25 protein-coding genes are annotated in these 21,502 nt (G+C 68.5%); 19 read left to right on the top strand and 6 right to left on the bottom strand.

The window, feature by feature from the left end; all coding sequences use genetic code 11:
* Nucleotides 1-62 precede the first annotated feature (62 nt).
* Genes miaB through dapF form a run of 3 tightly spaced genes read left to right on the top strand, consistent with a single transcriptional unit; the run spans nucleotide 63 to nucleotide 3,437 of the window.
* Nucleotides 63-1,610, top strand: coding sequence for a tRNA (N6-isopentenyl adenosine(37)-C2)-methylthiotransferase MiaB (miaB, locus tag ACFXQA_RS00180; protein WP_394517762.1), 1,548 nt, complete (start codon nucleotides 63-65; stop codon nucleotides 1,608-1,610).
* Nucleotides 1,607-2,536 (top strand): tRNA (adenosine(37)-N6)-dimethylallyltransferase MiaA, encoded by a 930-nt coding sequence (gene miaA, locus ACFXQA_RS00175; protein WP_394517761.1) that lies wholly within the window; start codon nucleotides 1,607-1,609, stop codon nucleotides 2,534-2,536. Before miaB ends, miaA begins: the two co-directional genes overlap by 4 nt.
* A 31-nt stretch (nucleotides 2,537-2,567) precedes the next feature.
* Nucleotides 2,568-3,437, top strand: coding sequence for a diaminopimelate epimerase (gene dapF, locus ACFXQA_RS00170; protein ID WP_394517760.1), 870 nt, complete (start codon nucleotides 2,568-2,570; stop codon nucleotides 3,435-3,437).
* On the opposite strand, the gene ACFXQA_RS00165 is transcribed toward dapF, so the two are convergent.
* On the bottom strand, nucleotides 3,410-4,096 hold the full coding sequence (locus ACFXQA_RS00165; RefSeq protein ID WP_394517759.1) for a class I SAM-dependent methyltransferase: 687 nt from the start codon (nucleotides 4,094-4,096) through the stop codon (nucleotides 3,410-3,412). The genes dapF and ACFXQA_RS00165 overlap by 28 nt on opposite strands.
* Before the next feature lie 101 nt (nucleotides 4,097-4,197).
* On the opposite strand from ACFXQA_RS00165, the gene hflX reads away from it, so the two are divergent.
* The gene (gene hflX, locus ACFXQA_RS00160) at nucleotides 4,198-5,715 is read left to right on the top strand and encodes a GTPase HflX (RefSeq protein WP_394517758.1); all 1,518 of its coding nucleotides are present in this window, start codon (nucleotides 4,198-4,200) and stop codon (nucleotides 5,713-5,715) included.
* Between the two features lie 67 nt (nucleotides 5,716-5,782).
* Here the strand turns inward: hflX and ACFXQA_RS00155 are convergent, their stop codons facing one another.
* Nucleotides 5,783-7,702, bottom strand: a complete 1,920-nt coding sequence (locus ACFXQA_RS00155) for a S9 family peptidase (RefSeq protein WP_394517757.1) — start codon at nucleotides 7,700-7,702, stop codon at nucleotides 5,783-5,785.
* 33 nt (nucleotides 7,703-7,735) lie between these two features.
* Nucleotides 7,736-8,413, bottom strand: coding sequence for a transcriptional repressor LexA (gene lexA / locus ACFXQA_RS00150; protein ID WP_394517829.1), 678 nt, complete (start codon nucleotides 8,411-8,413; stop codon nucleotides 7,736-7,738).
* 268 nt (nucleotides 8,414-8,681) lie between these two features.
* On the opposite strand from lexA, the gene ACFXQA_RS00145 reads away from it, so the two are divergent.
* Genes ACFXQA_RS00145 through ACFXQA_RS00120 form a run of 6 tightly spaced genes read left to right on the top strand, consistent with a single transcriptional unit; the run spans nucleotide 8,682 to nucleotide 12,963 of the window.
* Nucleotides 8,682-9,059 carry a LysM peptidoglycan-binding domain-containing protein gene (locus ACFXQA_RS00145; RefSeq protein WP_394517756.1) on the top strand — a complete coding sequence of 126 codons (378 nt, stop codon included), beginning with the start codon at nucleotides 8,682-8,684 and terminating at the stop codon, nucleotides 9,057-9,059.
* A gap of 20 nt (nucleotides 9,060-9,079) precedes the next feature.
* On the top strand, nucleotides 9,080-10,162 hold the full coding sequence (locus tag ACFXQA_RS00140) for a histidinol-phosphate transaminase (protein ID WP_394517755.1): 1,083 nt from the start codon (nucleotides 9,080-9,082) through the stop codon (nucleotides 10,160-10,162).
* The gene (gene hisB, locus ACFXQA_RS00135) at nucleotides 10,159-10,767 is read left to right on the top strand and encodes an imidazoleglycerol-phosphate dehydratase HisB (RefSeq protein ID WP_394517754.1); all 609 of its coding nucleotides are present in this window, start codon (nucleotides 10,159-10,161) and stop codon (nucleotides 10,765-10,767) included. The genes ACFXQA_RS00140 and hisB overlap by 4 nt, the downstream gene beginning before the upstream one ends.
* Nucleotides 10,764-11,414: an imidazole glycerol phosphate synthase subunit HisH gene (gene hisH, locus ACFXQA_RS00130; RefSeq protein WP_394517753.1), complete on the top strand. Its 651-nt coding sequence runs from the start codon at nucleotides 10,764-10,766 to the stop codon at nucleotides 11,412-11,414. The genes hisB and hisH overlap by 4 nt, the downstream gene beginning before the upstream one ends.
* A 45-nt stretch (nucleotides 11,415-11,459) precedes the next feature.
* A complete protein-coding gene (gene priA, locus ACFXQA_RS00125) occupies nucleotides 11,460-12,206 on the top strand; it encodes a bifunctional 1-(5-phosphoribosyl)-5-((5-phosphoribosylamino)methylideneamino)imidazole-4-carboxamide isomerase/phosphoribosylanthranilate isomerase PriA (RefSeq protein WP_394517752.1) in 747 nt (248 codons plus the stop codon).
* Nucleotides 12,190-12,963: an SseB family protein gene (locus ACFXQA_RS00120; RefSeq protein WP_394517751.1), complete on the top strand. Its 774-nt coding sequence runs from the start codon at nucleotides 12,190-12,192 to the stop codon at nucleotides 12,961-12,963. Before priA ends, ACFXQA_RS00120 begins: the two co-directional genes overlap by 17 nt.
* A gap of 26 nt (nucleotides 12,964-12,989) precedes the next feature.
* Here ACFXQA_RS00120 and ACFXQA_RS00115 read toward each other — a convergent pair whose 3' ends face one another.
* On the bottom strand, nucleotides 12,990-13,406 hold the full coding sequence (locus tag ACFXQA_RS00115; protein ID WP_394517750.1) for a DUF1844 domain-containing protein: 417 nt from the start codon (nucleotides 13,404-13,406) through the stop codon (nucleotides 12,990-12,992).
* A gap of 240 nt (nucleotides 13,407-13,646) precedes the next feature.
* Here ACFXQA_RS00115 and infC point away from each other — a divergent pair, with 240 nt between their 5' ends.
* The 8 genes from infC (at nucleotide 13,647) to ACFXQA_RS00075 (ending at nucleotide 19,325) form a co-directional block, all read left to right on the top strand.
* Nucleotides 13,647-14,270, top strand: coding sequence for a translation initiation factor IF-3 (gene infC / locus ACFXQA_RS00110; RefSeq protein WP_394517828.1), 624 nt, complete (start codon nucleotides 13,647-13,649; stop codon nucleotides 14,268-14,270).
* Nucleotides 14,271-14,316: 46 nt separating this feature from the next.
* Complete coding sequence (rpmI, locus tag ACFXQA_RS00105) at nucleotides 14,317-14,511, top strand: 50S ribosomal protein L35 (RefSeq protein ID WP_394517749.1); 195 nt, start codon at nucleotides 14,317-14,319, stop codon at nucleotides 14,509-14,511.
* A gap of 29 nt (nucleotides 14,512-14,540) precedes the next feature.
* Nucleotides 14,541-14,924: a 50S ribosomal protein L20 gene (rplT, locus tag ACFXQA_RS00100; protein WP_394517748.1), complete on the top strand. Its 384-nt coding sequence runs from the start codon at nucleotides 14,541-14,543 to the stop codon at nucleotides 14,922-14,924.
* 106 nt (nucleotides 14,925-15,030) lie between these two features.
* On the top strand, nucleotides 15,031-15,831 hold the full coding sequence (locus ACFXQA_RS00095) for a TrmH family RNA methyltransferase (protein ID WP_394517747.1): 801 nt from the start codon (nucleotides 15,031-15,033) through the stop codon (nucleotides 15,829-15,831).
* Nucleotides 15,832-15,917: 86 nt separating this feature from the next.
* Nucleotides 15,918-16,682, top strand: a complete 765-nt coding sequence (locus ACFXQA_RS00090; RefSeq protein WP_394517746.1) for an amino acid ABC transporter ATP-binding protein — start codon at nucleotides 15,918-15,920, stop codon at nucleotides 16,680-16,682.
* Between the two features lie 72 nt (nucleotides 16,683-16,754).
* Nucleotides 16,755-17,651, top strand: coding sequence for a glutamate ABC transporter substrate-binding protein (locus ACFXQA_RS00085; RefSeq protein WP_394517745.1), 897 nt, complete (start codon nucleotides 16,755-16,757; stop codon nucleotides 17,649-17,651).
* 67 nt (nucleotides 17,652-17,718) lie between these two features.
* Nucleotides 17,719-18,366: an amino acid ABC transporter permease gene (locus ACFXQA_RS00080; protein WP_394517744.1), complete on the top strand. Its 648-nt coding sequence runs from the start codon at nucleotides 17,719-17,721 to the stop codon at nucleotides 18,364-18,366.
* Entirely contained in the window at nucleotides 18,363-19,325 is a 963-nt protein-coding gene (locus ACFXQA_RS00075) for an amino acid ABC transporter permease (protein WP_394517743.1), read from the top strand. The genes ACFXQA_RS00080 and ACFXQA_RS00075 overlap by 4 nt, the downstream gene beginning before the upstream one ends.
* Before the next feature lie 3 nt (nucleotides 19,326-19,328).
* On the opposite strand, the gene ACFXQA_RS00070 is transcribed toward ACFXQA_RS00075, so the two are convergent.
* Nucleotides 19,329-20,234, bottom strand: a complete 906-nt coding sequence (locus tag ACFXQA_RS00070) for a VOC family protein (protein WP_394517742.1) — start codon at nucleotides 20,232-20,234, stop codon at nucleotides 19,329-19,331.
* Nucleotides 20,235-20,296: 62 nt separating this feature from the next.
* Nucleotides 20,297-20,920, bottom strand: a complete 624-nt coding sequence (locus tag ACFXQA_RS00065) for an NADPH-dependent F420 reductase (protein WP_394517741.1) — start codon at nucleotides 20,918-20,920, stop codon at nucleotides 20,297-20,299.
* A 93-nt stretch (nucleotides 20,921-21,013) separates the two neighbouring features.
* On the opposite strand from ACFXQA_RS00065, the gene ACFXQA_RS00060 reads away from it, so the two are divergent.
* Nucleotides 21,014-21,499: a MarR family winged helix-turn-helix transcriptional regulator gene (locus tag ACFXQA_RS00060; RefSeq protein WP_394517740.1), complete on the top strand. Its 486-nt coding sequence runs from the start codon at nucleotides 21,014-21,016 to the stop codon at nucleotides 21,497-21,499.
* Nucleotides 21,500-21,502: the final 3 nt, after the last annotated feature.

Here is a 21,502-nt window from a genome sequence, read left to right as displayed (position 1 = left end):
GGCGGGGGGATGCTGCCCTTGGCCGAGCGTCTCCGGCAGGGGGCTCGTAGAATGGCCCGATCATGACCATGCTTTCCAGCGCCCCCACGCTGATCGACCGATCGCCCGCCGCTCTGCGCCTCGACGGGCAGCCGCGTACCTACGAGGTGCGCACCTTCGGCTGCCAGATGAACGTCCACGATTCAGAGCGGTTGTCGGGATCGCTCGAAAGCGCCGGGTACGTGCCGGCCCCGGCAGGTGACGAAGCCGACGTCGTGGTCATCAACACCTGCGCGGTCCGCGACAACGCCGCGGGCAAGCTCTACGGCACCCTGGGCCACCTCAAATCGCGCAAGGACGTGCGGGAGGGTATGCAGATCGCCGTCGGCGGCTGCATGGCGCAGATGGACAAGCAGGCGGTGCTCGACAAGGCGCCCTGGGTCGACGTCGTCTTCGGCACCCACAACATGGGGTCGCTGCCGAGCCTGCTCGAACGTGCCCGCCACAACGAGGAGGCCGAGCTCGAGATCCTCGAGTCGCTCGAGGTCTTCCCCTCGACCCTTCCGACCAAGCGCGACAGTGTCGCTGCGGGGTGGGTGTCGATCTCGGTCGGCTGCAACAACACCTGCACCTTCTGCATCGTGCCGAGCCTCCGCGGTAAGGAGAAAGACCGCCGCCCGGGCGACATCCTGAACGAGATCCGCATGCTCGTCGACGACGGTGCCATCGAGGTCACCCTTCTCGGGCAGAACGTCAATTCCTACGGCATCGAGTTCGGCGACCGCCACGCCTTCAGCAAGCTACTGCGCGCGGCGGGCGAGATCGAGGGGCTCGAACGCATCCGCTTCACCAGCCCGCACCCCGCGGCCTTCACCGACGACGTCATCGCCGCGATGGCCGAGACGCCGGCGGTGATGCCGCAGCTGCACATGCCGCTGCAGTCAGGAAGCGACCGCGTTCTGAAGGCGATGCGTCGCTCCTACCGAAGCGAACGGTTCCTCGGGATCCTCGAGCGTGTCCGCGCGCAGATGCCGCAGGCGTCCATCACCACCGACATCATCGTCGGTTTCCCGGGTGAGACCGAGGAAGACTTCCAAGAGACCTTGCGCGTGGTCGAAGCATCCCGCTTCTCGAGCGCCTACACCTTCCAGTACTCGGTGCGCGAGGGCACCCCGGCAGCGACAATGCCCGACCAGGTGCCGAAGGCCGTGGTCCAGGAGCGTTACGAGCGCTTGCTCGCCCTGCAAGACCGCATCTCGCTGGAAGAGAGCGAACTCCAGGTCGGTCGTGAGCTCCAGGTGCTCGTGTCGACGAGCGAGGGGCGCAAAGACGCCTCGACGCACCGCCTGACCGGACGCGCCGAAGACAATCGGCTCGTCCATTTCGAGGTCCCCGAGGGGTCTCCGCTCCCCAGACCCGGTGATGTCGTCACGGTGTCGGTCACCCGCGCGGCGCCCTACTTCTTGCTCGCCGACGTCGCGGGCGACGCGCCGTTGCGCATCCGCCGCACGCGTGCCGGAGACGCGTGGGAACGCTCGCTCGCAGATTCCTGCGCCGTGCCGGCTGTCGACGAAGCCGGTGCTCCTCGCGCCGTGTCGCTGGGTCTTCCCGCCCTCCGCGTCGGGGTGTGAGCCGGCCGCCGAGGCTCTGGGCCGTCGTCGGTGCGACCGGAACCGGCAAGACCGGGTTGTCGCTCACGCTCGCCGAGGCGCTGGCCGCGAAAGGGATCTCGGCCGAGATCGTGAACGCCGATGCCATGCAGCTCTACCGGGGCATGGACATCGGCACCGCGAAGATCGGAGTCGAGCAACGCCGCGGCATCCGTCATCACCTCTTCGACGCGCTCGAGGTGACCGAGGAGGCGGCCGTCGCGGGGTACCAGGATGCCGCGCGCCGGACGATCGATGAGATCTTCGCCCGCGGCGCCGACGCGATCCTCGTCGGCGGCTCCGGGCTGTACGTGTCGAGCGTGCTGTACGACTTCCGCTTTCCGCCGCACGACGACCTGGTGCGGGCGGAGCTCGAGGCCGAGCTGGAGCGCGTCGGCCCGGGTGTGCTGTTCGCGCGGCTCCGCGACCGTGATCCGGTGACCGCTGCACGGATCGACCCCAAGAACGGCCGCCGGGTGGTGCGGGCTCTGGAGGTCCTCGCCCAGGGGGAGAGCACCCACGGCGCGGCGCTTCCGGCCGCCCCCGTCTTGTGGCGGGCGGCGACGACCGTCGTCGGCGCGCAGATCGAGCGCCCTGAGCTCGTCCCGCTGCTCGATCAGCGCGTCGAGCGGATGTGGCGCGACGGTCTCGTCGCCGAGGCGGACGCGCTTCGCGCGCGGGGGCTCGAAGACGGCGTCACCGCGCGGCGCGCCATCGGCTACGCCCAGGCACTCGCGCAGCTGCGGGGCGAGCTGAGCGAAGCCGAGGCCATCGCTGAGACCCAGGCGTTGACCCGTCGCTACGCGCGGCGCCAGGTCTCATGGTTCCGTCGCTACGAGGCGATCCGGTGGGTCGATGCCCGAGTGGTAGACGCCCGCACCCTCGTCGAGACCACTCCGGCCGACTGACAGCGCGGTTGTGCCCTCCTAGACTGGAGCCATGGCGCGCACCCTCCCGTTCACGAAGGGTCACGGCACCGGCAACGATTTCGTCGTGATCGCCGACCCCGACGGCTCGCTCGATCTGTCCGACGATCAGGTCGCGGCGCTCTGCGACCGGCACATCGGCATCGGCGCCGACGGTCTGTTGCGCGCGGTTCGCTCGACGGCGATCGACGAGGGCGCCGCGGCCGCAGCATCCGGAGCCGAATGGTTCATGGATTACCGCAACGCCGACGGTTCGCCGGCAGAGATGTGCGGCAACGGAGCGCGCGTGTTCGCCCGGTACCTCGTCGACGCGGGCCTCGCCTCGATCGATCAGGGGCTCGTGATTGGCACGCGCGCGGGAGTGAAGACGCTCACCCGCAGCGATCGCGGGTTCGAGGTCGACCTCGGAACCTGGCGCGCCGAACCCGACGACACCCTGGTGCGCGCGCGCGGGCTCGACGTCGCCCGCCCCGGAACCGGGATTGACGTCGGCAACCCGCACATCGTCGTCGCGCTGTCGTCCCACACCGAGCTCGACGCGCTCGACCTGGCGTACCGGCCCATCCTCGACCCCGAGCCGCGGCACGGGGCGAACGTCGAGTTCGTCGTCCCGGGCGACCCGCTCGTGCGCGACGGCGTCGGCGAGGTTCGCATGCGGGTGTTCGAACGCGGTGTGGGCGAGACGCTCTCGTGCGGCACGGGAGTGGCGGCGGCGGCCCTCGCGGTGCGCCACTGGGCCGGTCCCGCGGCTCCGCGTCGCTGGCAGGTCGACGTGCCGGGCGGCACCCTGGGCGTGCGCATCGTCGACGAGGCGGACGGCGAACACGTGCTGCTGTCGGGCCCGGCGGTCCTCGTCTACTCGGGCGAGGTCTCGCTCGCCTGAAGGCCGGTGTCGCCCGGGTCGACGATGTCGATCGCTTCGGTCTGAGGGATGCCGTGGCGGCGCACCTTCAGCACGCGGTATCCGCGCCCCGTCGCTGCGCGCTGCACGCTGTAGCCCCGGGGGAACGTCGCCGCGAGCCACCGCTGCAACGAGTCGGAGCCGAGGTTGCGCTGCACGACCAACCACGCGTCGGATCGCTCTTCGAGGCGGGGGAGCCACTGCGTCAGCATCCCGTGCAGCTCGTTCTTCCCCACCCGGATCGGGGGGTTGGAGCGGATCGTGCGGAACGCGACGTCCGAGGGAACATCCTCCGGCCGGACGGCGTTGATGTTGGTGAGTCCGAGGGTTTCGGCGTTGCGCCGGACGAGGTCGAGCGCACGCTCGTTCACGTCGACAGCCCACACGGTCGCGTGGGGGGCATCGAACGCGAGTGACAGCGAGATCGGTCCCCACCCGCATCCGAGATCGAGAAAGCTTCCGCCCGCAGGCGGGGGCGGGGTGTTGGCCAACAGCACGGCGGTGCCGGCATCCACCCTCTCAGGACTGAACACGCCGCCAGCCGTGACAACCTCGACGTCACGACCGGCGAGGGTGACTCGCAGGTGCCGCAGGTTCTCGGCGCTGGAGGGTGACCCGGTGAAGTAGTGGTCGCTCCCCATGCCGAGAGCGTATCGGAGAGCATCCTCCCGAGGGGAGGATTAGAGTTTATGGATGCTGCGGCCCCGGCCAACGGCTGAGGGCGGCGCGATGGAAGGATCAGATGACAGACACCACCATCCCCCAGAGTGCGGACGAGTCCCCGGCGGACCCGGTGGATCGAGTTCTCGCGCGCGCTGATGCGCGTTCCGGGGTGCGTGTGTTCGGATCGGCCCAGGCCCTCCAAGACGACAGGACCGTGTCGTACGCCGACACGGACGGCGATCAGTGGGAGCGCGAAGACCGCGCGGCCTTGCGCCGTGTCGTCGGTCTTTCGACCGAACTCCAAGACGTCACCGAGGTCGAGTACCGCCAGCTGCGCCTCGAGAACGTCGTTCTCGTGGGCGTGCACCCGCAGGGCCAGCAGGAAGAAGCCGAGAACTCGTTGCGCGAGCTCTCCGCCCTGGCCGAGACCGCGGGTGCCGTCGTGCTCGACGGCGTGCTGCAGCGGCGGCCGAATCCCGACCCCGCCACCTACATCGGCAGCGGCAAGGCGCAGGAGCTGCGCGACATCGTCGCGTCTGTCGGCGCCGACACCGTGATCGTCGACACCGAGCTGGCACCCAGCCAGCGGCGCGCGCTCGAGGACGTCGTGAAGGTCAAGGTGATCGATCGCACCACCGTCATCCTCGACATCTTCAGCCAGCACGCCAAGAGCCGCGAGGGCAAGGCGCAGGTCGAACTGGCGCAGCTCGAGTACCTCCTCCCGCGCCTGCGCGGCTGGGGTGACTCGATGAGCCGGCAGGCCGGTGGCCAGGTCGGTGCCGGCGGTGCCGGTATGGGTTCGCGTGGCCCCGGTGAGACCAAGATCGAGCTCGATCGTCGTCGGATCCGCACGAAGATGGCGCAGCTGCGACGTCAGATCCGTGACTTCACCCCTGCCCGCGACGCGAAGCGCGCTGAGCGCAAGCGCAACACCATCCCGGCCGTCGCCATCACGGGCTACACCAACGCCGGCAAGTCGAGCCTGCTGAACCGCCTCACCCGGGCGGGCGTGCTCGTCGAGAACGCCTTGTTCGCCACCCTCGACACGTCTGTGCGCCGGTCCGAAACCGCCGACGGGCGCGTGTACACGCTGACCGACACGGTCGGTTTCGTGCGGAACCTTCCCCATCAACTGGTCGAGGCGTTCCGCTCGACGCTGGAGGAGGTCGGCGATGCCGACGTGATCGTTCACGTCGTCGACGGATCCCACCCCGACCCGGTCGCCCAGCTCGCCACCGTCCGCGACGTGATGGGCGACGTCGGTGCCCGCTCGACGCGCGAGATCGTCGTCTTCAACAAGGCCGATCTCGTCGACGCTGATTCGCGTCTCCTGTTGCGCGGCCTCGTGTCGTCGGCACTGTTCGTCTCGTCGCGCACCGGCGAGGGCATCGACGAACTCCGGGCCGTCATCGAGCAGGCGTTGCCGCTCCCGGCGGTCGAGGTGCGCGCGGTGGTTCCCTACGACCGGGGCGATCTCGTCTCGGCCGCACACGAGAGCGGCATCATCGTCTCGCAGGAGCACCAGGAGGAGGGCACTTTCCTCCACGCGCACGTCGGTGCGAAGCTCGCCTCCGACCTCGAGCCGTTCTCGGCCTGAGCATCATCGCGGCTGCCCCGCAGCATCCGTCACCGTCATCTGCACAGACGCTGAGGACAGCCGGTGACTACTCCAGCCGAATCGGAGCCACCCCGGGAGTAGCGAAGCCGAACACCTCGCCGAGGAACGACAGTTCGCTCTCGAGCGCGTGGACGATCGTCTCTCCGCGGCGGAAACCGTGGCCCTCGCCCTCGTACAAGACGTAGGCGTGGGGCACGCCCCGCTCGATGAGCGCGTCGCGAATGGCTTCGGCCTGTGTCGGTGGGACGACGGCGTCTTCAGAACCCTGGAGGATCAGCATCGGTACCCGGAACCGATCGGCCGCAGTCAAGGGTGAGCGGTCGATGTACAGCTGCTCCGCTTCGGGGAGGGGCCCGATGAGTCCGTCGAGGTAGCGCGCCTCGAAGTCGTGCGTGTCGGCGGCGAGAGCGCGGGCATCGCCGACGCCGTAGCGCGAGATCCCCGCGGCGAATGCGTCGGTGCGTACGAGCGCGGAAAGAACGGTCCAGCCCCCCGCTGATCCTCCCTCGATCGCGACGCGCGCGGGGTCGGCGAGGCCCTGGTCGCAGAGTGCTGCTGCCGCGGCGGCGACGTCATCGACATCGACGACGCCCCACTGGCCGCGGAGTCGTTCACGGTAGGCCCGGCCGTACCCGGTCGAGCCGCCGTAGTTGACGTCGAGCACTCCGATGCCGCGGCTCGTGAAGTAGGCGATCTTGGCGGATGCTGCAGGGCCGACGTGCGAGGTGGGTCCGCCGTGCACCAGCACGAGGTACGGCGGCTTCTCGTCGGCCGGCGCCTCGGCATCGGGGCTGGTCGGCGGGTACACGAACGCGTGGACAGGCCCGTGCGGCCCCGGCGCCCGCAGCTCTCGCGCGACGGGGAACCACTCCTCGCCCAGGGTGCCGCGCTCGCCCGCGACGCGGTCGATTCGGGGGTCGGCGGCGTCCGTGAGGTCGACGACCCAGAGCCCCGACCCGCCTGAGGCGGTCGCACCCGATACCAGGGCGCGATGACCCGCGACGTCTTCGACGGCGGCACCCGCCACCACCGGCGTCGCGAGGGGCGTCGCCCGCCCGTCCGCGATGACGACGATCTGGTCGCCGCCATTGGTGCGCACAGCGACGATTCGGCCGTCCTCGAGCGCGCCGAACCAACGGGTGCCGAGCACCCAGAGCGCACCGCCCGTGTCGGCGTTGCTCGGCGCCAGCGCGATGGGCGCCTCGCCCGGTGCGGCACGCCACAGGTTCCAGCGGCCGGAGGGGTCGTCGACGTACGTGAGCTCGTTCGCCCCCGTCCACACCGGCTGAAGGGCTGCGGTGCCGGGTTCGTTGATCGTGCGACCGGGCGTGCCGCTGCCCTCTACCAGGTCTGCCACGCGCAGCCGGGTCTGATCCCACGGCATGTCGGGGTGATCCCACGCGACCCAGGCGAGTCGCGAGCCGTCTGCCGACAGAGCAGGCTGCGCGACGAAATCGCTGCCCGCGACGACCGTCACGACGAGGGCACCGTCGGTTGCGGCAGAGCCGTCGAGGGGGATGCGCACGATGTCGCGCTTCGGCACGGGGTGGGTGCCGTGGCGCTCACGCACCGCCAGCAGGGTGCCCGCCGCCCAGGTGAGACCCGCGAAACGAGCGGTGGGGTCGTCGGGGGTGAGCGCACGCGGCTCGCCGCCCGGGGCGAGTGCCCACACCCGCTGGTCGGCCTGAGAGGAGAAGACCAGCGCGTCGCCCGCGGCCGTCCACGCGCCGCCGCCGTACTCGTGCACTTTCGACCGGGCGCTGAGCGGGTTCGGCAGGATGTCGTCGACCGAACCATCGGCCCGACGTCGCCGCACGGTGGTGCGCCCTCCCTCGGACGGCACCGTCTGGCCCCACCAGACCTCGTCGCCGACGAATCGTGCACCGTCCATCCGGGGCGAAGCGGCCGCCACCATCTGGGCGGTGAGCGGCGAGGGCCAGGAGCCGTACGGGGTGGGGGAGGACATTCCCTCACCCTATGACGGGCGGATCACGTCGAGTCAGACCGCGCGAAGCACCGCGACGACTTTGCCCAGGACGACGGCCTCGTCTCCGAGGATCGGTTCGAACGCGCTGTTGCGGGGGAGGAGCCAGGTGTGCCCGTCGCGGCGGCGGAATGTCTTGACGGTGGCTTCGCCGTCGAGCATGGCCGCGACGATCTCGCCGTTCTCGGCGTTCGACTGCGAGCGGATCACGACCCAGTCGCCGTCGCAGATCGCGGCGTCGATCATCGACTCGCCCGACACCTTCAGCATGAACAGATCGCCCTTGCCGACCAGCTGCCGCGGCAGGGGGAAGACCTCATCGACCTGCTGGTCGGCCGTGATGGGCACGCCGGCGGCGATGCGGCCGACGAGCGGCACGAGAGCTGCGTCGCCCACGGTGGGCCCGGTGTCGGCGGGGTTCTCGGTCGACGTGCCCGGCAGGTCGATGAGGACCTCCATCGCGCGGGTCTTGCCGGGGTCGCGCCGCAGGTATCCGCTGAGCTCGAGCTGGTTCAGCTGGTGCGTCACGCTCGAGAGCGACTTGAGTCCGACCGCGTCGCCGATCTCTCGCATGCTGGGCGGGTACCCGTGACGACTGATAGAGCGCTGGATGACCTCGAGGATCGCCATCTGCTTGTCGCTGAGGCTTTTCCGTCGTCGCGTCTGCGGCTTGTCTCGGGCGCCGGACGGCATCGCGTCGCTCATTCTGGCTGCTCCCTCTCGCGCCTGGGGGGCGCGGGTCTTCGAATGTCGGAGGTCCGTGGTGGTCTCTCCCTGTCGAAACCGTATCCGGATTCTTTCGCGTTGCACGGCTGATCGCCGCGTGTCGCGTTCGATCGATCTGCGATCAGGTCGGTCTTGACACCGTGACTGTATCGAAGATAGCTTCGGAATAGAGGTTCGCATCGGAACCTCCCGGCAGAGGCTCCGATGCGAATCTCTCACCTCAGGAGGAAACCCCATGACCGCCATCGCACTCGCCCCCAGCGCACCTGCTGCTCTTCCCGCAGCCTCGTCGACGCGCCTTCGTCTGACCGTCCGCGGCCGTCGGGTGCTCGCGGGGCTCGCCGCGTTCCCGGTCGCCGTCGCGATCTGCTTCGTCGCGATCAGCGGGGGTTCCGCGCTCGCTTCGCGCGATGCCGGAGCACCGGCGGGCACCTTCTCCGAGGTCACGGTCATGGCGGGCGATTCGCTGTGGGGCATCGCGCAAGAGGTCGCCCCGTCGGCCGATCCCCGCGATGTCGTCGACGCGATCGTGCGACTGAACGCCCTCGACGGCGTCGCCGTGTCCGCAGGACAGCGCCTCGCCATCCCCGCGGAGTACGCCACCACCCTCTGAGTCGGCCCTAGCATCGAGGGGTGACGACGCTCGACGATCTCCCTCTCCGCGACGACCTGCGAGGAATGAAGCCCTACGGTGCGCCGCAGGCGGCGCTTCCCGTGACGCTGAACGTCAACGAGAACACCCACCCCGTCCCGGACGAGGTCTCGGCAGACATCATGGATGCCGTGGCTCACGCGCTCCACGACATCAACCGCTACCCCGATCGTGAGTTCACGGGCCTGCGCGAGGCCTTCGCCGACTACTTGGGTGAGGGGCTGACGCGCGACCAGATCTGGGCGGGTAACGGATCGAATGAGGTTCTGCAGCACCTGCTTCAGGCTTTCGCCGGGCCGGGTCGCACCGCATTCTCCTTCGGTCCGACGTATTCGATGTATCCGCTGCTCACGCGCGGCACGGGCGCCGAGTGGGTCTCCGGCCGCCGCGGGCACGACTACGCGGTCAGTCCTGCTTCCGCGGTGGATCAGATCACCGAGGTGCGGCCTGATGTGACCTTCCTCTGCGCGCCGAACAACCCGACCGGAACGCCCATGTCGCTCGAAGTGATCGAGGCGGCGTACGCGGCGACCGACGGAATCGTGATCGTCGACGAGGCCTACCAGGAGTTCGCGCCGCGCGATGTGCCGTCTGCGGTGTCCCTCCTCCCCGGCAGGCCGAGGCTCGCGGTCTCGCGCACGATGAGCAAGGCGTTCGCGTTCGCAGGCGCACGCGTGGGCTACCTGGCCGCCGATCCCGCGCTGATCGATGCTCTCCGACTCGTGCGGCTGCCCTACCACCTGAGCGCGCTGACGCAGGCGGCGGCCACAGCCGCCCTGCGGCACGCCGACACGATGCTCGGGATGGTCGACGAGATCGTGTCTCAGCGTGACCGCATCTCTGCAACCGTCGAGGCGCTCGGCTACCAGGCCCACGAATCGTGGACGAACTTCGTGCTGTTCGGCGGCGTCGCCGACCCGGCAGCCACCTGGCAGGCGCTGTACGACCGGGGCGTGCTCATTCGCGACATCGGCATCCCCCACCACCTGCGCGTCACGGCGGGAACGGCAGATGAGACGACAGCGTTCCTCGACGCGCTGGCCTCGATAGAATCGGGCTCATGACCGGTACCACACGCACCGCCTCGATGCGCCGCGCCACGAGCGAGTCGAGCGTCGAGCTGGAGCTGAACCTCGACGGCTCGGGTGAGAGCTCGATCGACACGTCGGTTCCGTTCTTCGACCACATGCTGACGGCTTTCGCCAAGCACTCGCTGACCGATCTGACGGTGCGTGCGACGGGCGACACCCACATCGATGCCCACCACACCGTCGAAGACGTCTCGATCGTGCTCGGCACAGCCATCCGGCAGGCGCTGGGCGACAAAGCCGGCATCTCGCGCTACGGCGATGCACTCGTCCCGCTGGACGAGGCACTTGCGCAGGCGGTCGTCGACATCAGCGGGCGCCCGTATCTCGTGCACACCGGAGAGCCCGTTGGGTTCGAGCAGCACCTCATCGGCGGGCACTTCACCGGATCGCTCGTCCGCCACACCTTCGAGGCGATCGCCTTCAACGGCGGCCTGACCGTTCACGTCCGGGTGCTCGGCGGCCGCGATCCGCACCACATCGCCGAAGCCGAGTACAAGGCCTTCGCCCGCGCGTTCCGGCAGGCGAAGTCGCTGGATCCGTTGATCGTGGGCGTTCCCAGCACCAAGGGCGCGCTGTGAGCTCGCGCCCCCTGGTCGCCGTCCTCGACTACGGGTCGGGCAACGTGCACTCGGCCGTCAAGGCTCTCGTTGCGGCGGGCGCGGATGCCCGGCTGACGAATGATCGAAACCTCGTGCTCGAAGCCGATGGGCTCGTCGTGCCCGGCGTCGGTGCCTTCGAAGCCGTCATGGGCGCGTTGCGCTCGCACCGCGGCGGCGACCTGATCGACCGTCGGCTTGCGGGCGGCCGTCCGGTGCTGGGCATCTGCGTCGGCATGCAGGTGCTGTTCGAGCGCGGCGTCGAACGCGGTGTGGACAGCGACGGACTGGGGGAGTGGCCCGGCGCGGTGACCCAGCTCGAAGCGCCGGTACTCCCGCACATGGGTTGGAACACCGTGCGGCCCGACGCGGGCTCGCGGCTCTTCGCGGGTATCGAGGACGAGCGGTTCTATTTCGTCCACTCCTATGCCGCGCAGCGGTGGGAGCTCGACGTGCAGCCGCCGTTCCCCGCGCCCGCTCTGACCTGGTGCGATTACGGCCAGCCGTTCCTCGCGGCCGTCGAGAACGGCCCGCTGTCGGCGACGCAGTTCCACCCCGAGAAGTCCGGTGAGGCGGGCATCCGCCTCCTCGCCAATTGGATCGACGGCCTCGCCGACGCTACTGTCTAACCTCGTGCCACAGCGAGCGAACGGCGTCCGCCGGCACGAGGAGCCATGAACGATTTCGCGTCCACACCCGAGTTGATCCTTCTCCCGGCCGTCGACGTCGCCGGCGGCAAGGCTGTGCGCCTGACGCAGGGCGAGGCCGGCACCGAGACCAACTACGGTGATCCCGTCGATGCCGCCGCCGATTTCGCTCGACAGGGCGCGCGCTGGATCCATCTGGTCGACCTCGACGCAGCCTTCGGCCGCGGCAACAACGCCGCAGTCATGCGCAAGGTCATCAAGCAGGTGCGCGGGGTGCAGGTCGAGCTTTCCGGCGGAATCCGTGACGACCGCTCTCTGGAGGCAGCCCTCGACAGCGGAGCGAGCCGTATCAACCTGGGCACCGCTGCGCTGGAGAATCCCGAGTGGGCGGCCGACGTCATCGGGCGTTACGGCGACGCCATCGCGGTCGGGCTCGACGTGCGCGGCACGACGCTCGCCGCGCGCGGTTGGACGCGCGACGGCGGCGACCTGTGGGCCGTCCTCGACCGACTCGAAGATGCGGGCTGCAGCCGCTACGTCGTCACCGACGTCACGAAAGACGGCACGCTGAAGGGTCCGAACATCGAACTTCTGCGCGAGATCGCCGAGCGCACGCCGAAGCCCGTCGTGGCGTCGGGTGGCGTCTCGAGCCTCGACGACATCGCGGCTCTGCGTGAACTCGTTCCCCTCGGGGTCGAGGGCGCCATCGTGGGCAAGGCGTTGTACGCCGGAGCCTTCACCCTGGCCGAGGCGCTGGATGTCGCCGGCGGCTGACACGCCCTCGGGCGACTCTGCCGGGGTCCCGTGGGAGGGGCGGCGCTTCGAAGACAACCGCCACGCGGCTGACGACGGTTCCGCCGACCCCTCGTTGCTCCTCGCGCTGACGGCCGATGCGGAGGGCGCCCGTGATGCGCGGGCCATCGTCGATGCGTATCGCCACGCCCGTCTGCTGATACCGCTCGTTGCCGACAAGGGCGACGAGGGTGTCGGCCCGCATGGTCTCGTCGTCGACAAGACGCAAGAGCTGTCCATCGTCACGGTGGCCGCCCCCGACGGGCGCCGCGTGCTGCCGGTCTTCACGTCTGTCGACGCGATGAAACGGTGGGATGCCGTGGCGCGCCCGATCCCGGCTGACGGGGTGCGCACGGCGGTCGCCGCCGCCGGTGACGACACCGAGCTCATCGTTATCGATCCCGGTTCGGATACCGAGTTCGTGCTTCGTCGGCCCGCCGTCTGGGCGATCGGTCAGGGGATCGGTTGGGAGCCCAGCCACACGTCGACCGAGGTTTTCACCGGCCTGCAGGAGAGTGTCGGAGCCGAACTGGCCGTCCTCGACTTCGCCGTCGAGCCCGGGGATCCGGCCGGACGCCTGCGCGGCCCCGAACTCGTCGTGCATCTGAACCTGATGCAGGGCCTCGAGCAGGAAGAGCTCGACGCAGTGCTGGCGCGCCTGGCTCGCCGCTGGGCCGCCGACGACCGCATCGCCGTCCTCGTCGACTCACTGACGGTCAAGCTCCACCGCTCCACCTGAGACCTGCGCACCCCGCACGAGGGTCGTCAGTTGACCGGCCCCGTCCACTTCTCCCCGGGCCCCTTGCCGATCGGATCGGGGATCACGGATGCTTCGCGGAACGCCAGCTGCAGTGAACGCAGGCCGTCGCGGAGCGACCGGGCGTGCATGTCGCTGATCTCGGGGGCGCCGGCGGTGATGAGCCCCGCCAGGGAATTGATGAGCTTGCGCGCCTCGTCGAGATCGGTCTGGTGCTCGGGGTCGTCGGCGAGCCCGACCTTCACGGCGGCAGCGCTCATCAGGTGCACCGCGGTGGTCGTGATGACTTCGACGGCGGGAACGTCGGCGAGGTCGCGACCGGCGGCTTCGGCTGATCGCTCGCCGTCTTCTTCCCAGCGGGAGAGCCGTTCATCGTCGCCTCCGGGGGTGTTCGAGGGGCCGTCGGTTCCGGAGATCGTGTCCACGTGGTTCTCTCTGCTAGACTTTGGCGGGCTTCGGAGCTTTTGGTTCCGAACGAAAGAGGATCACATCCCACCCGCGCTTGCCGCTCAAGGCTACCGGGTCCACGCACTCCGCTCCGGTCATCCGGGGTTGTTCGGGTGTAGAGCCGGCGTTTCTCACGTCGAGTCGGGTGGAGTGTGTCGTCTTCCGCCCGCGATGCTCCCGTGTCGCGGTGGTCTCCCGCAACGTAAGAGGAGTCCCGCATCAGCGATCCCCGCACCAATGACCGCATCCGCGTCCCCGAGGTTCGCCTCGTGGGTCCCGCTGGTGAGCAGGTCGGCGTCGTCCGCATCGAGGTGGCGCTGCGCCTGGCCCAAGAGGCCGACCTCGATCTCGTCGAGGTAGCCCCGAACTCGAAGCCGCCCGTGGTCAAGATCATGGATTACGGCAAATTCAAGTACGAGACTGCGCAGAAGGCCAAGGAAGCGCGTCGCAACCAGGCGAATACCGTCCTCAAAGAGGTGCGGTTCCGTCTGAAGATCGAAGCTCACGACTACACCACCAAGCTCAAGCGTGCCGAGGGCTTCCTCCAGGCCGGCGACAAGGTGAAGGCCATGATCCTGTTCCGCGGACGCGAGCAGTCGCGGCCCGACCAGGGTGTGCGCCTGCTCCGCAAGTTCGCCGAAGATGTGGCCGAGTTCGGCACCGTCGAGTCGAACCCGACCATCGACGGTCGCAACATGGTGATGGTGGTCGCCCCCCACAAGAACAAGTCCGAGGTCAAGACCGAGCAGAACGCCCAGCGTGCTGCCACGAAGGAAGCGTCCCGTTCAGGGTCGCGCCCGGACTCCTCAGACACCGAGCCCGCCCCGGCATCTGCCGAGTAGGCCCCAGCCTCCCGCCTCGGCGGGAAACCCAACGAAGGAAAGACAGATGCCGAAGCAGAAGACCCACTCGGGTGCCAAGAAGCGCTTCAAGTTGACCGGTAGCGGCAAGCTCATGAAGCAGCAGGCCGGTATGCGGCACAACCTCGAGGGCAAGTCCTCGAAGCGCACCCGCCGTCTGAACCAGGAGCAGGTCCTGTCCAAGGGCGACGCCAAGGTCGCCAAGAAGCTCCTCGGTCTTTGAGCGCCGAAGCACGTTAGGAACGAAACGAAATGGCTAGAGTCAAGCGGGCAGTAAACGCCCACAAGAAGCGTCGCGTCATCCTCGAGCGCGCCAAGGGATACCGCGGGCAGCGTTCGCGCCTGTATCGCAAGGCGAAGGAGCAGGTCACCCACTCGCTGGTTTACGCGTACCGTGACCGTCGCAAGCGCAAGGGCGACTTCCGTCGTCTGTGGATCCAGCGCATCAACGCCGCGTCCCGCCAGAACGGTCTGACCTACAACCGCCTGATCCAGGGCCTCGGCCTTGCGGGCGTGCAGGTCGACCGCCGCATGCTCGCAGAGCTCGCGGTGAACGAGCCGGCGACCTTCGCGTCGCTCGTCGCCACGGCGAAGAGCGCGTTGCCGGCCGACGTGAACGCCGCCAAGACCGCGTAAGCATCCGTCTTCCTCGAAAGGGCGTCCTCCTCCGGGAGGGCGCCCTTTCTGCGTGGGAACCGCGTCGGTCGCGTATCGGCCGGAGCCTGACCAATAGGCTGGCGAAATGCTCGAGAATCCGCGTTCCCCCCGTGTGCGCGCCGTCGCGAAGTTGGCGAAGCGCAGCGCCCGCCAGGAGACCGGTCTCTTCCTTCTCGAGGGCCCGCAGGCCGCGCGTGAAGCGTTGGAGTATGCGCCCGACACCGTGGTGGAGCTGTTCGCGACCCCGACGGCGATGGAGAAGCACGGCGACATCCGCGATGCCGCGCGAACGGTCGGTCTCGAGATCGAATACACCACAGAAGCGGTGCTCGACGCGATGGCCGACACGGTGACCCCGCAGGGGATCGTCGCGGTCGCACGTCAGGCTCCGACGTCGATGCGCGATGTGTTCGCCGCGGGCCCGCGGCTCGTCGCGATCTGCGAAGAAGTGCGTGATCCCGGCAACCTCGGCACGATCATTCGAGCGGCGGATGCTGCCGGCGCCGACGCGGTCGTGCTCACCGGGCGCACCGTCGACCCGTACAACCCGAAGGTCGTGCGCGCGACGACCGGTTCGATCTTCCACCTCCCGATCGCCGTGGGCGGAGAGCTCGAGACGGCTGTCGAGCGCGCCCACGCCGCGGGCATGCGGGTCGTCGCCGCGGATGTCGACGGCACCGACTTCTTGGCTTCGCGGCATCTGCTCGCAGAGCCCACCGCCTGGTTGTTCGGGAACGAGGCGCGCGGGCTCGAAGAACCGGCCCTCGCCTACGCCGATCTGGCCCTGCGGCTGCCGATCTACGGGCGCGCCGAGTCGCTGAATCTGGCCACCGCCGCGAGTGTCTGCCTCTACGAGACGGCGTTCGCGCAGCGCGCGGGTGCGTGAGCATTCGTCTTTCCCCGCTGTTACAGATCGGTTAAGGCTGGCGTCAAGAGCTGGTCGGGGTCCCAGCGGACTCATAGGGTTGAGTCATGGCGACCTCTGATTCACGGCCGGCCGGCGACTCGCTCGTCGAGATGAGCGATGTGCAGAAGCACTACGGCGACTTCCAGGCACTGAAAGACATCGACCTCACGGTCTCCCGCGGAGAGGTGGTCGTCGTGATCGGCCCCTCGGGTTCCGGGAAGTCGACGCTCTGCCGCACGATCAACCGGCTCGAGACCATCACGTCCGGCTCCATCACCATCGACGGCGAAGAGCTCCCGAAAGAGGGCAAGGGTCTCGCGCAGCTCCGTGCCGACGTCGGGATGGTTTTCCAGTCCTTCAACCTCTTCGCCCATCTGACGATCCTCGAGAACGTGACGCTCGGGCCCATCAAGGTGCGAGGGATGAAGAAGGCGGATGCGGAGCGCGAGGCGCGCGTGCTCCTCGAGCGCGTCGGCATCGACGCCCAGGCCGACAAGCTCCCCGCGCAGCTCTCGGGTGGTCAGCAGCAGCGCGTGGCCATCGCCCGCGCCTTGGCGATGAAACCGAAGCTGATGCTCTTCGACGAGCCGACGAGCGCCCTCGACCCCGAGATGATCAACGAGGTCCTCGACGTCATGGTCGGTCTCGCCGGTGACGGGATGACGATGATCGTCGTCACCCATGAGATGGGCTTCGCGCGGAAGGCGGCCGACCGCGTCATCTTCATGGCAGACGGCCAGATCGTCGAAGAGGCGGCACCCGAGCAGTTCTTCACGAACCCGCAGAGCCCGCGCGCCAAAGACTTCCTCTCGAAGCTCATCACGCACTGACGAGGCCCCCCCGAACGTCGGGCCCGAACAACGGGTCCGCGACCACACAGCACCCCACACCAAGGAGATCCCATGCGGAAGACACGACTGATCGTCGGAACGGCGCTGGCGGCCATCGCCACGCTCGGCCTGACAGCCTGTAACAGCGGATCGCCCACCAGCCCCGGCGCTCCCGAAGCGGGCAGCGACGACGCACTGTGGCAGGTCGCCACCGACGTCGACCTCGCCGACAGCCCCACCTACGAAGCGATGACCGCTCGCGACGGTGTCATTATCGGGGTCAAGAACGACCAGCCCGGACTCGGCTACGAAGACGCAGCCTCCGGCGAGCGCACCGGCTTCGACGTCGATATGGCACGCTGGATCGCCGCGTCGCTCGGCTTCGACGAGGACAAGATCACTTACCAGACGATTCCCTCCGCGAACCGCGAGCAGGCCATCGTCAACGGTGATATCGACTACTACGTCGGCACCTACTCGATCACCGACAAGCGCAAAGAGCAGATCGACTTCGCGGGTCCGTACTTCGAGACGGGCCAGGGCCTGCTGGTCGCCGCGGACGACGACTCGATCAACGGACCCGACGACCTGGCCGGCAAGACGGTGTGCTCGGTGACCGGTTCCACCCCGCTCCAGCGCATCCGCGACGAGTACAGCCCCGGCAACACCGTCGAGTACGACACGTACTCGCAGTGCGTCGAGCAGCTCAAGGGTGGCCAGGTCGACGCGATCACGACCGACGAAGCGATCCTCGCCGGCTACGTGGCTCTCGAGCCCGAGGCCCTCAAGATCGCGGGTGACCCGTTCAGCGAGGAGCGCTACGGCGTCGGAATCGCCAAGGGCGACACCGCTCTGAAGGACCACATCAACGCGCTTCTCACCGATGGGGGCGACGTGTGGACGGCTCTGTTCGACCTGCACCTCGAGCCGGCCGGCATCGAGGGCACGCAGCCCGCAGTAGACGAGTGATCTCGTGGGGGCGGCTTCGGCCGCCCCCATCCCCCTCGTCCGTTCGAACACGTAGGAAGGCGATGTCGTGAACATCATCACCGACAACACCGATATCTGGTGGGACGGCCTTGTCGGCACGCTCATCCTCTTCTTCGGCGGTGGTCTCCTCGCCCTCGTGCTCGGCATCGTCGTGGGTGGCATGAGAGTGTCGCCGATTCCCGTCGCGCGCTGGATGGGCACGCTCTACGTCAACACCATTCGAAACACCCCGCTGACGCTGGTGTTCTTCGGGTTCGCTTTCGCACTCCCGCCGCTCCTCGAGACGCGCATCGACCCCCTCGTCCTCGGTGTCGCCGCCCTGGGGATCTACACCGCCACCTACGTCGCGGAGACCATTCGCTCGGGAATCAACACCGTCCCCGTCGGGCAGGCCGAGGCGGCGCGTGCCTTGGGACTCACGTTCGGTCAGGTCATGGGATCGGTCGTGATGCCGCAAGCGTTCCGTTCGGTGATCCCCCCGATGATGAGCGTCTTCATCGCTCTCCTCAAGAACACGACGGTCGCGGCCGGCTTCAGTGTCATCAATCTCGGTTCCGTCCGCAGCTACCTCAGCGAGCGCGGCGAGAACCAACTCTTCGTCATCCTCTGGGTCGCCGTGATCTTCGTCGCCCTCGTGCTGCTGCTGTCCTGGCTGCAGCGCAGTCTCGAGACCCGATGGAGGGTGGCCCGATGAGCAGCGTTCTGTTCGACGTCCCCGGACCCCGCGCCGTCGCGCGCAACCGCGTGCTCGGAGCGATCACCGTGCTGGTGGTCCTCGCGATCCTCGGATTCTTCGTCTGGCGCCTCGCGGCGACGGGCCAGTTCACCGCTCAGAAGTGGTCGGCGTTCACCTACGCGAACGTGTGGATCAACATCGGCAAGGCCGCGCTCGCTACCCTGGGCGCGTTCGCCGCTGCGGCCGTCGGCGCGATCGTCCTCGGCTTCGTGCTCGCCATCGGACGGATGTCGAATCATGCCTGGATCCGCTGGCCGTTCGCGGCAATCGTCGAGGTGCTCCGGGCCGTCCCCGTGCTCGTGTTCATGTTCCTCCTGTACTACGGCCTGCCTGTTCTCGGCATCCGCATGGAGCCGTACTGGGCCGTCGTCATCGCGCTCATCGCGTACAACGGGTCGGTGCTCGCCGAGGTTATCCGTGCCGGCGTCGAGTCGCTTCCCCGCGGTCAGCACGAAGCGGGCTACGCGATCGGCCTCCGCAAGGCGGGGGTCATGCGCCTGATCCTGTTGCCGCAGGCCATCCGCGCCATGATGCCGGTGATCATCGCCCAGCTCGTTGTCACGCTGAAGGACACCGCGCTCGGCTTCATCGTCACCTACCCCGAGCTGTTGTTCTACGCCCGCTACATCGGCGGCCAGGCGACGTACGGCTCGCCGATCGTTCCGGCGACGATCATCGTGGGCGCGATCTACATCAGCCTCTGCCTCCTGCTTTCGCTCGTCGCGACGACCGTCGAGAAGCGTCTGCGGCGTTCGTCGAAGACCGGCGGCCACGTCGCCGGTGCGAATCAGCCGACGCAGGAAGTCACCGATACCGAGCTCATCGTCGCCCAGCGGGGCCTCGGAAAGCACGACATGGGCGGCAGCGGGCTGGGTGGAGGCGGTTTCGGCGGTGGAGACGGCGCGAACGCGCGCTGAGTGTCAGCTGCCGTCCGCGGCCGCGACGATCTGCGTCCCCCACGGGTCGGCGAAGCGCAGCGCGCGTCCGTCGTCGCGACGATCGACCCCGGCGAACCGCAAGCGGTCGCTGAGCGCCTCGACATCGTTGCGTGAGGGCAACGCGATCCGGACGTCGCCGAGCCCGAGCGCCGCGGCTCGCGGCCCGGCGCCCGCGCTCTGCCAGGTATTGACGCCGATGTGATGGTGGTACCCGCCGGCCGACAGGAACATCGCCGAGCCCAGGTCGAAAGTGATGTCGAACCCGAGCGCGTCGACGTAGAACCGGCGCGCGGCGGCAACATCACCGACCTGAAGATGCACGTGTCCGATGGCTGCCGTCGGCGGCCCAGCGACCTCCGACCGGTCGGGATCGTGCCACCGCTGCAGAAACCCGTTCGGGTCGAGCGGAAGCGATCCCATCTGCACCGATCCGTCGGCCCCGTAGCTCCATTCCGCGCGGGGGCGATCCCGATAGAGCTCGAGACCGTTTCCTTCGGGATCGTGGAAGTAGAAGGCTTCGCTGACGATGTGGTCGGCGCTCCCCTCATGGAGGTGGGCGGCCCGCTGCGCCATCGAGGCGAGGGATGCGGCGAGCCGCGCCTCATCCTGGAACACGACGGCCGTGTGGTAGAGCCCGGCTCCGCGAGCGTTGCGGCTCGGCAGATCGGGGGAGTGCCGCAGCACCATGATCGGCAGTCCGTGCCGACCGAGCGTCGCCGTCGGCCCCGACTGATCCAGGACATCGAGGGTGACAGCATCCCGATAGAAGGCGGTCATGGCGTCGAGGTCGCCGACGAGAAGCTCGACGGTGTCCATGCGCGCCCCGTCGGCGAGGGCGCCCGGGGTGGCTGTAGCGGTGCCGAGCCACTCCGGCGTCGTCACGCCCATGCGACGAACCCGATCCAGTAGGCGATGACCATGTTGTGTTCCTGTCGTTCCGGGTCGGGCGTTCAGTCGTTCAGGGCGAACCCGCTCGTCCACGAGGTCTTCTCCGTGGCGGCGAGGGTCATCTGCAGAAATCCAAGCGCTTCGAGTTCTCGCGCGCGCTTCAGCGAGCCGGCATCGACGGCACGGAGCCCCGCACCGCGCACGAGGTCGGCGACGGCATCCTTCGCGGATGCGTCGTCACCGGCGATGAGGACGGTGGTGGGCGCCGATCCGGTCTGCCCGGTGGCGAGCGTCGCGGCGAAGTTCACGTTGAAGGCCTTCACGACCCGCGTCCGAGCTGCGGCTGACTGGATCTCCCGGGCGGCCGACGAGTCTGCGGGCACGACGAGGCCGTCGAAGGTGGCGAGGTCGACGGGATTCGTCACGTCGACGACGGTCTTGCCGTCCCAGGCCCCGGCATAGCTCGTCAGGATTTCGGCAACGGCGTGGAAGGGGACCGCGAGGACGACGATGTCACCGGAGACCGCATCGCCGATCTGTCCCGACTCCGCGCCGATCGACGAGGCAAGAGCGTCGGCTTTGTCGCGCTCACGAGCGAGCACCTGAACGCCTGCGCCCGCCTTCGCGGCCAGCCTCGCCACTGCTCCACCCAGGTTGCCTGCCCCGACCACTGTTACTGCGACCATGATTGATCCGTCCTTTTGTTGTTGCGAAAAGTATTCGCGGAACCAGGTCTATCACAATTTACTTTTAGCAACAACTAACGCTAGGTTGGGGGCATGGAGTTCGCAGTGCCGAGGATGGACGAGCGGGAGTCACGCGCGTGGCGCGGACTCATCGCGGTCACCCAGCTGCTGCCGGCAGCGTTGGATGCTCAGCTCCAGCGAGAGGCGCAGCTCACCCACTTCGAGTTCGGGGTGCTGACGGTCCTCCACACCATGCCCGGCACCACTCTGCGGATGACCGAACTCGCCGAGGCGACCCACGCCACCCTCGCGCGCCTGTCGAACGTGTGCTCGCGGATGGAGAAGAAGGGTCTGATCGAGCGCTCGCCGTGTCCGCAAGACCGCCGCGCGACGAATGTCCGGCTGACGACCGCGGGGCGCAGGGCGCTCATCCACTCCGTCCCCGACCACATCGCAACAGTGCGATCGCTCGTCATCGACGCACTGAACGACGAGCAGTTGGATGCTTTGGCCGACATCTCGGCGACGATCCTCGCGAGGCTCGAGTCTCGCTCCGCGGTCGGCGTTCCCGGCCGGTGACGA

Source organism: Microbacterium shimangi (assembly GCF_043556445.1).
Lineage (GTDB): Bacteria > Actinomycetota > Actinomycetes > Actinomycetales > Microbacteriaceae > Microbacterium.
The sequence above is the reverse complement of the archived record's forward strand: the minus strand, read 5'-3'. Positions and strand labels throughout refer to the sequence as shown.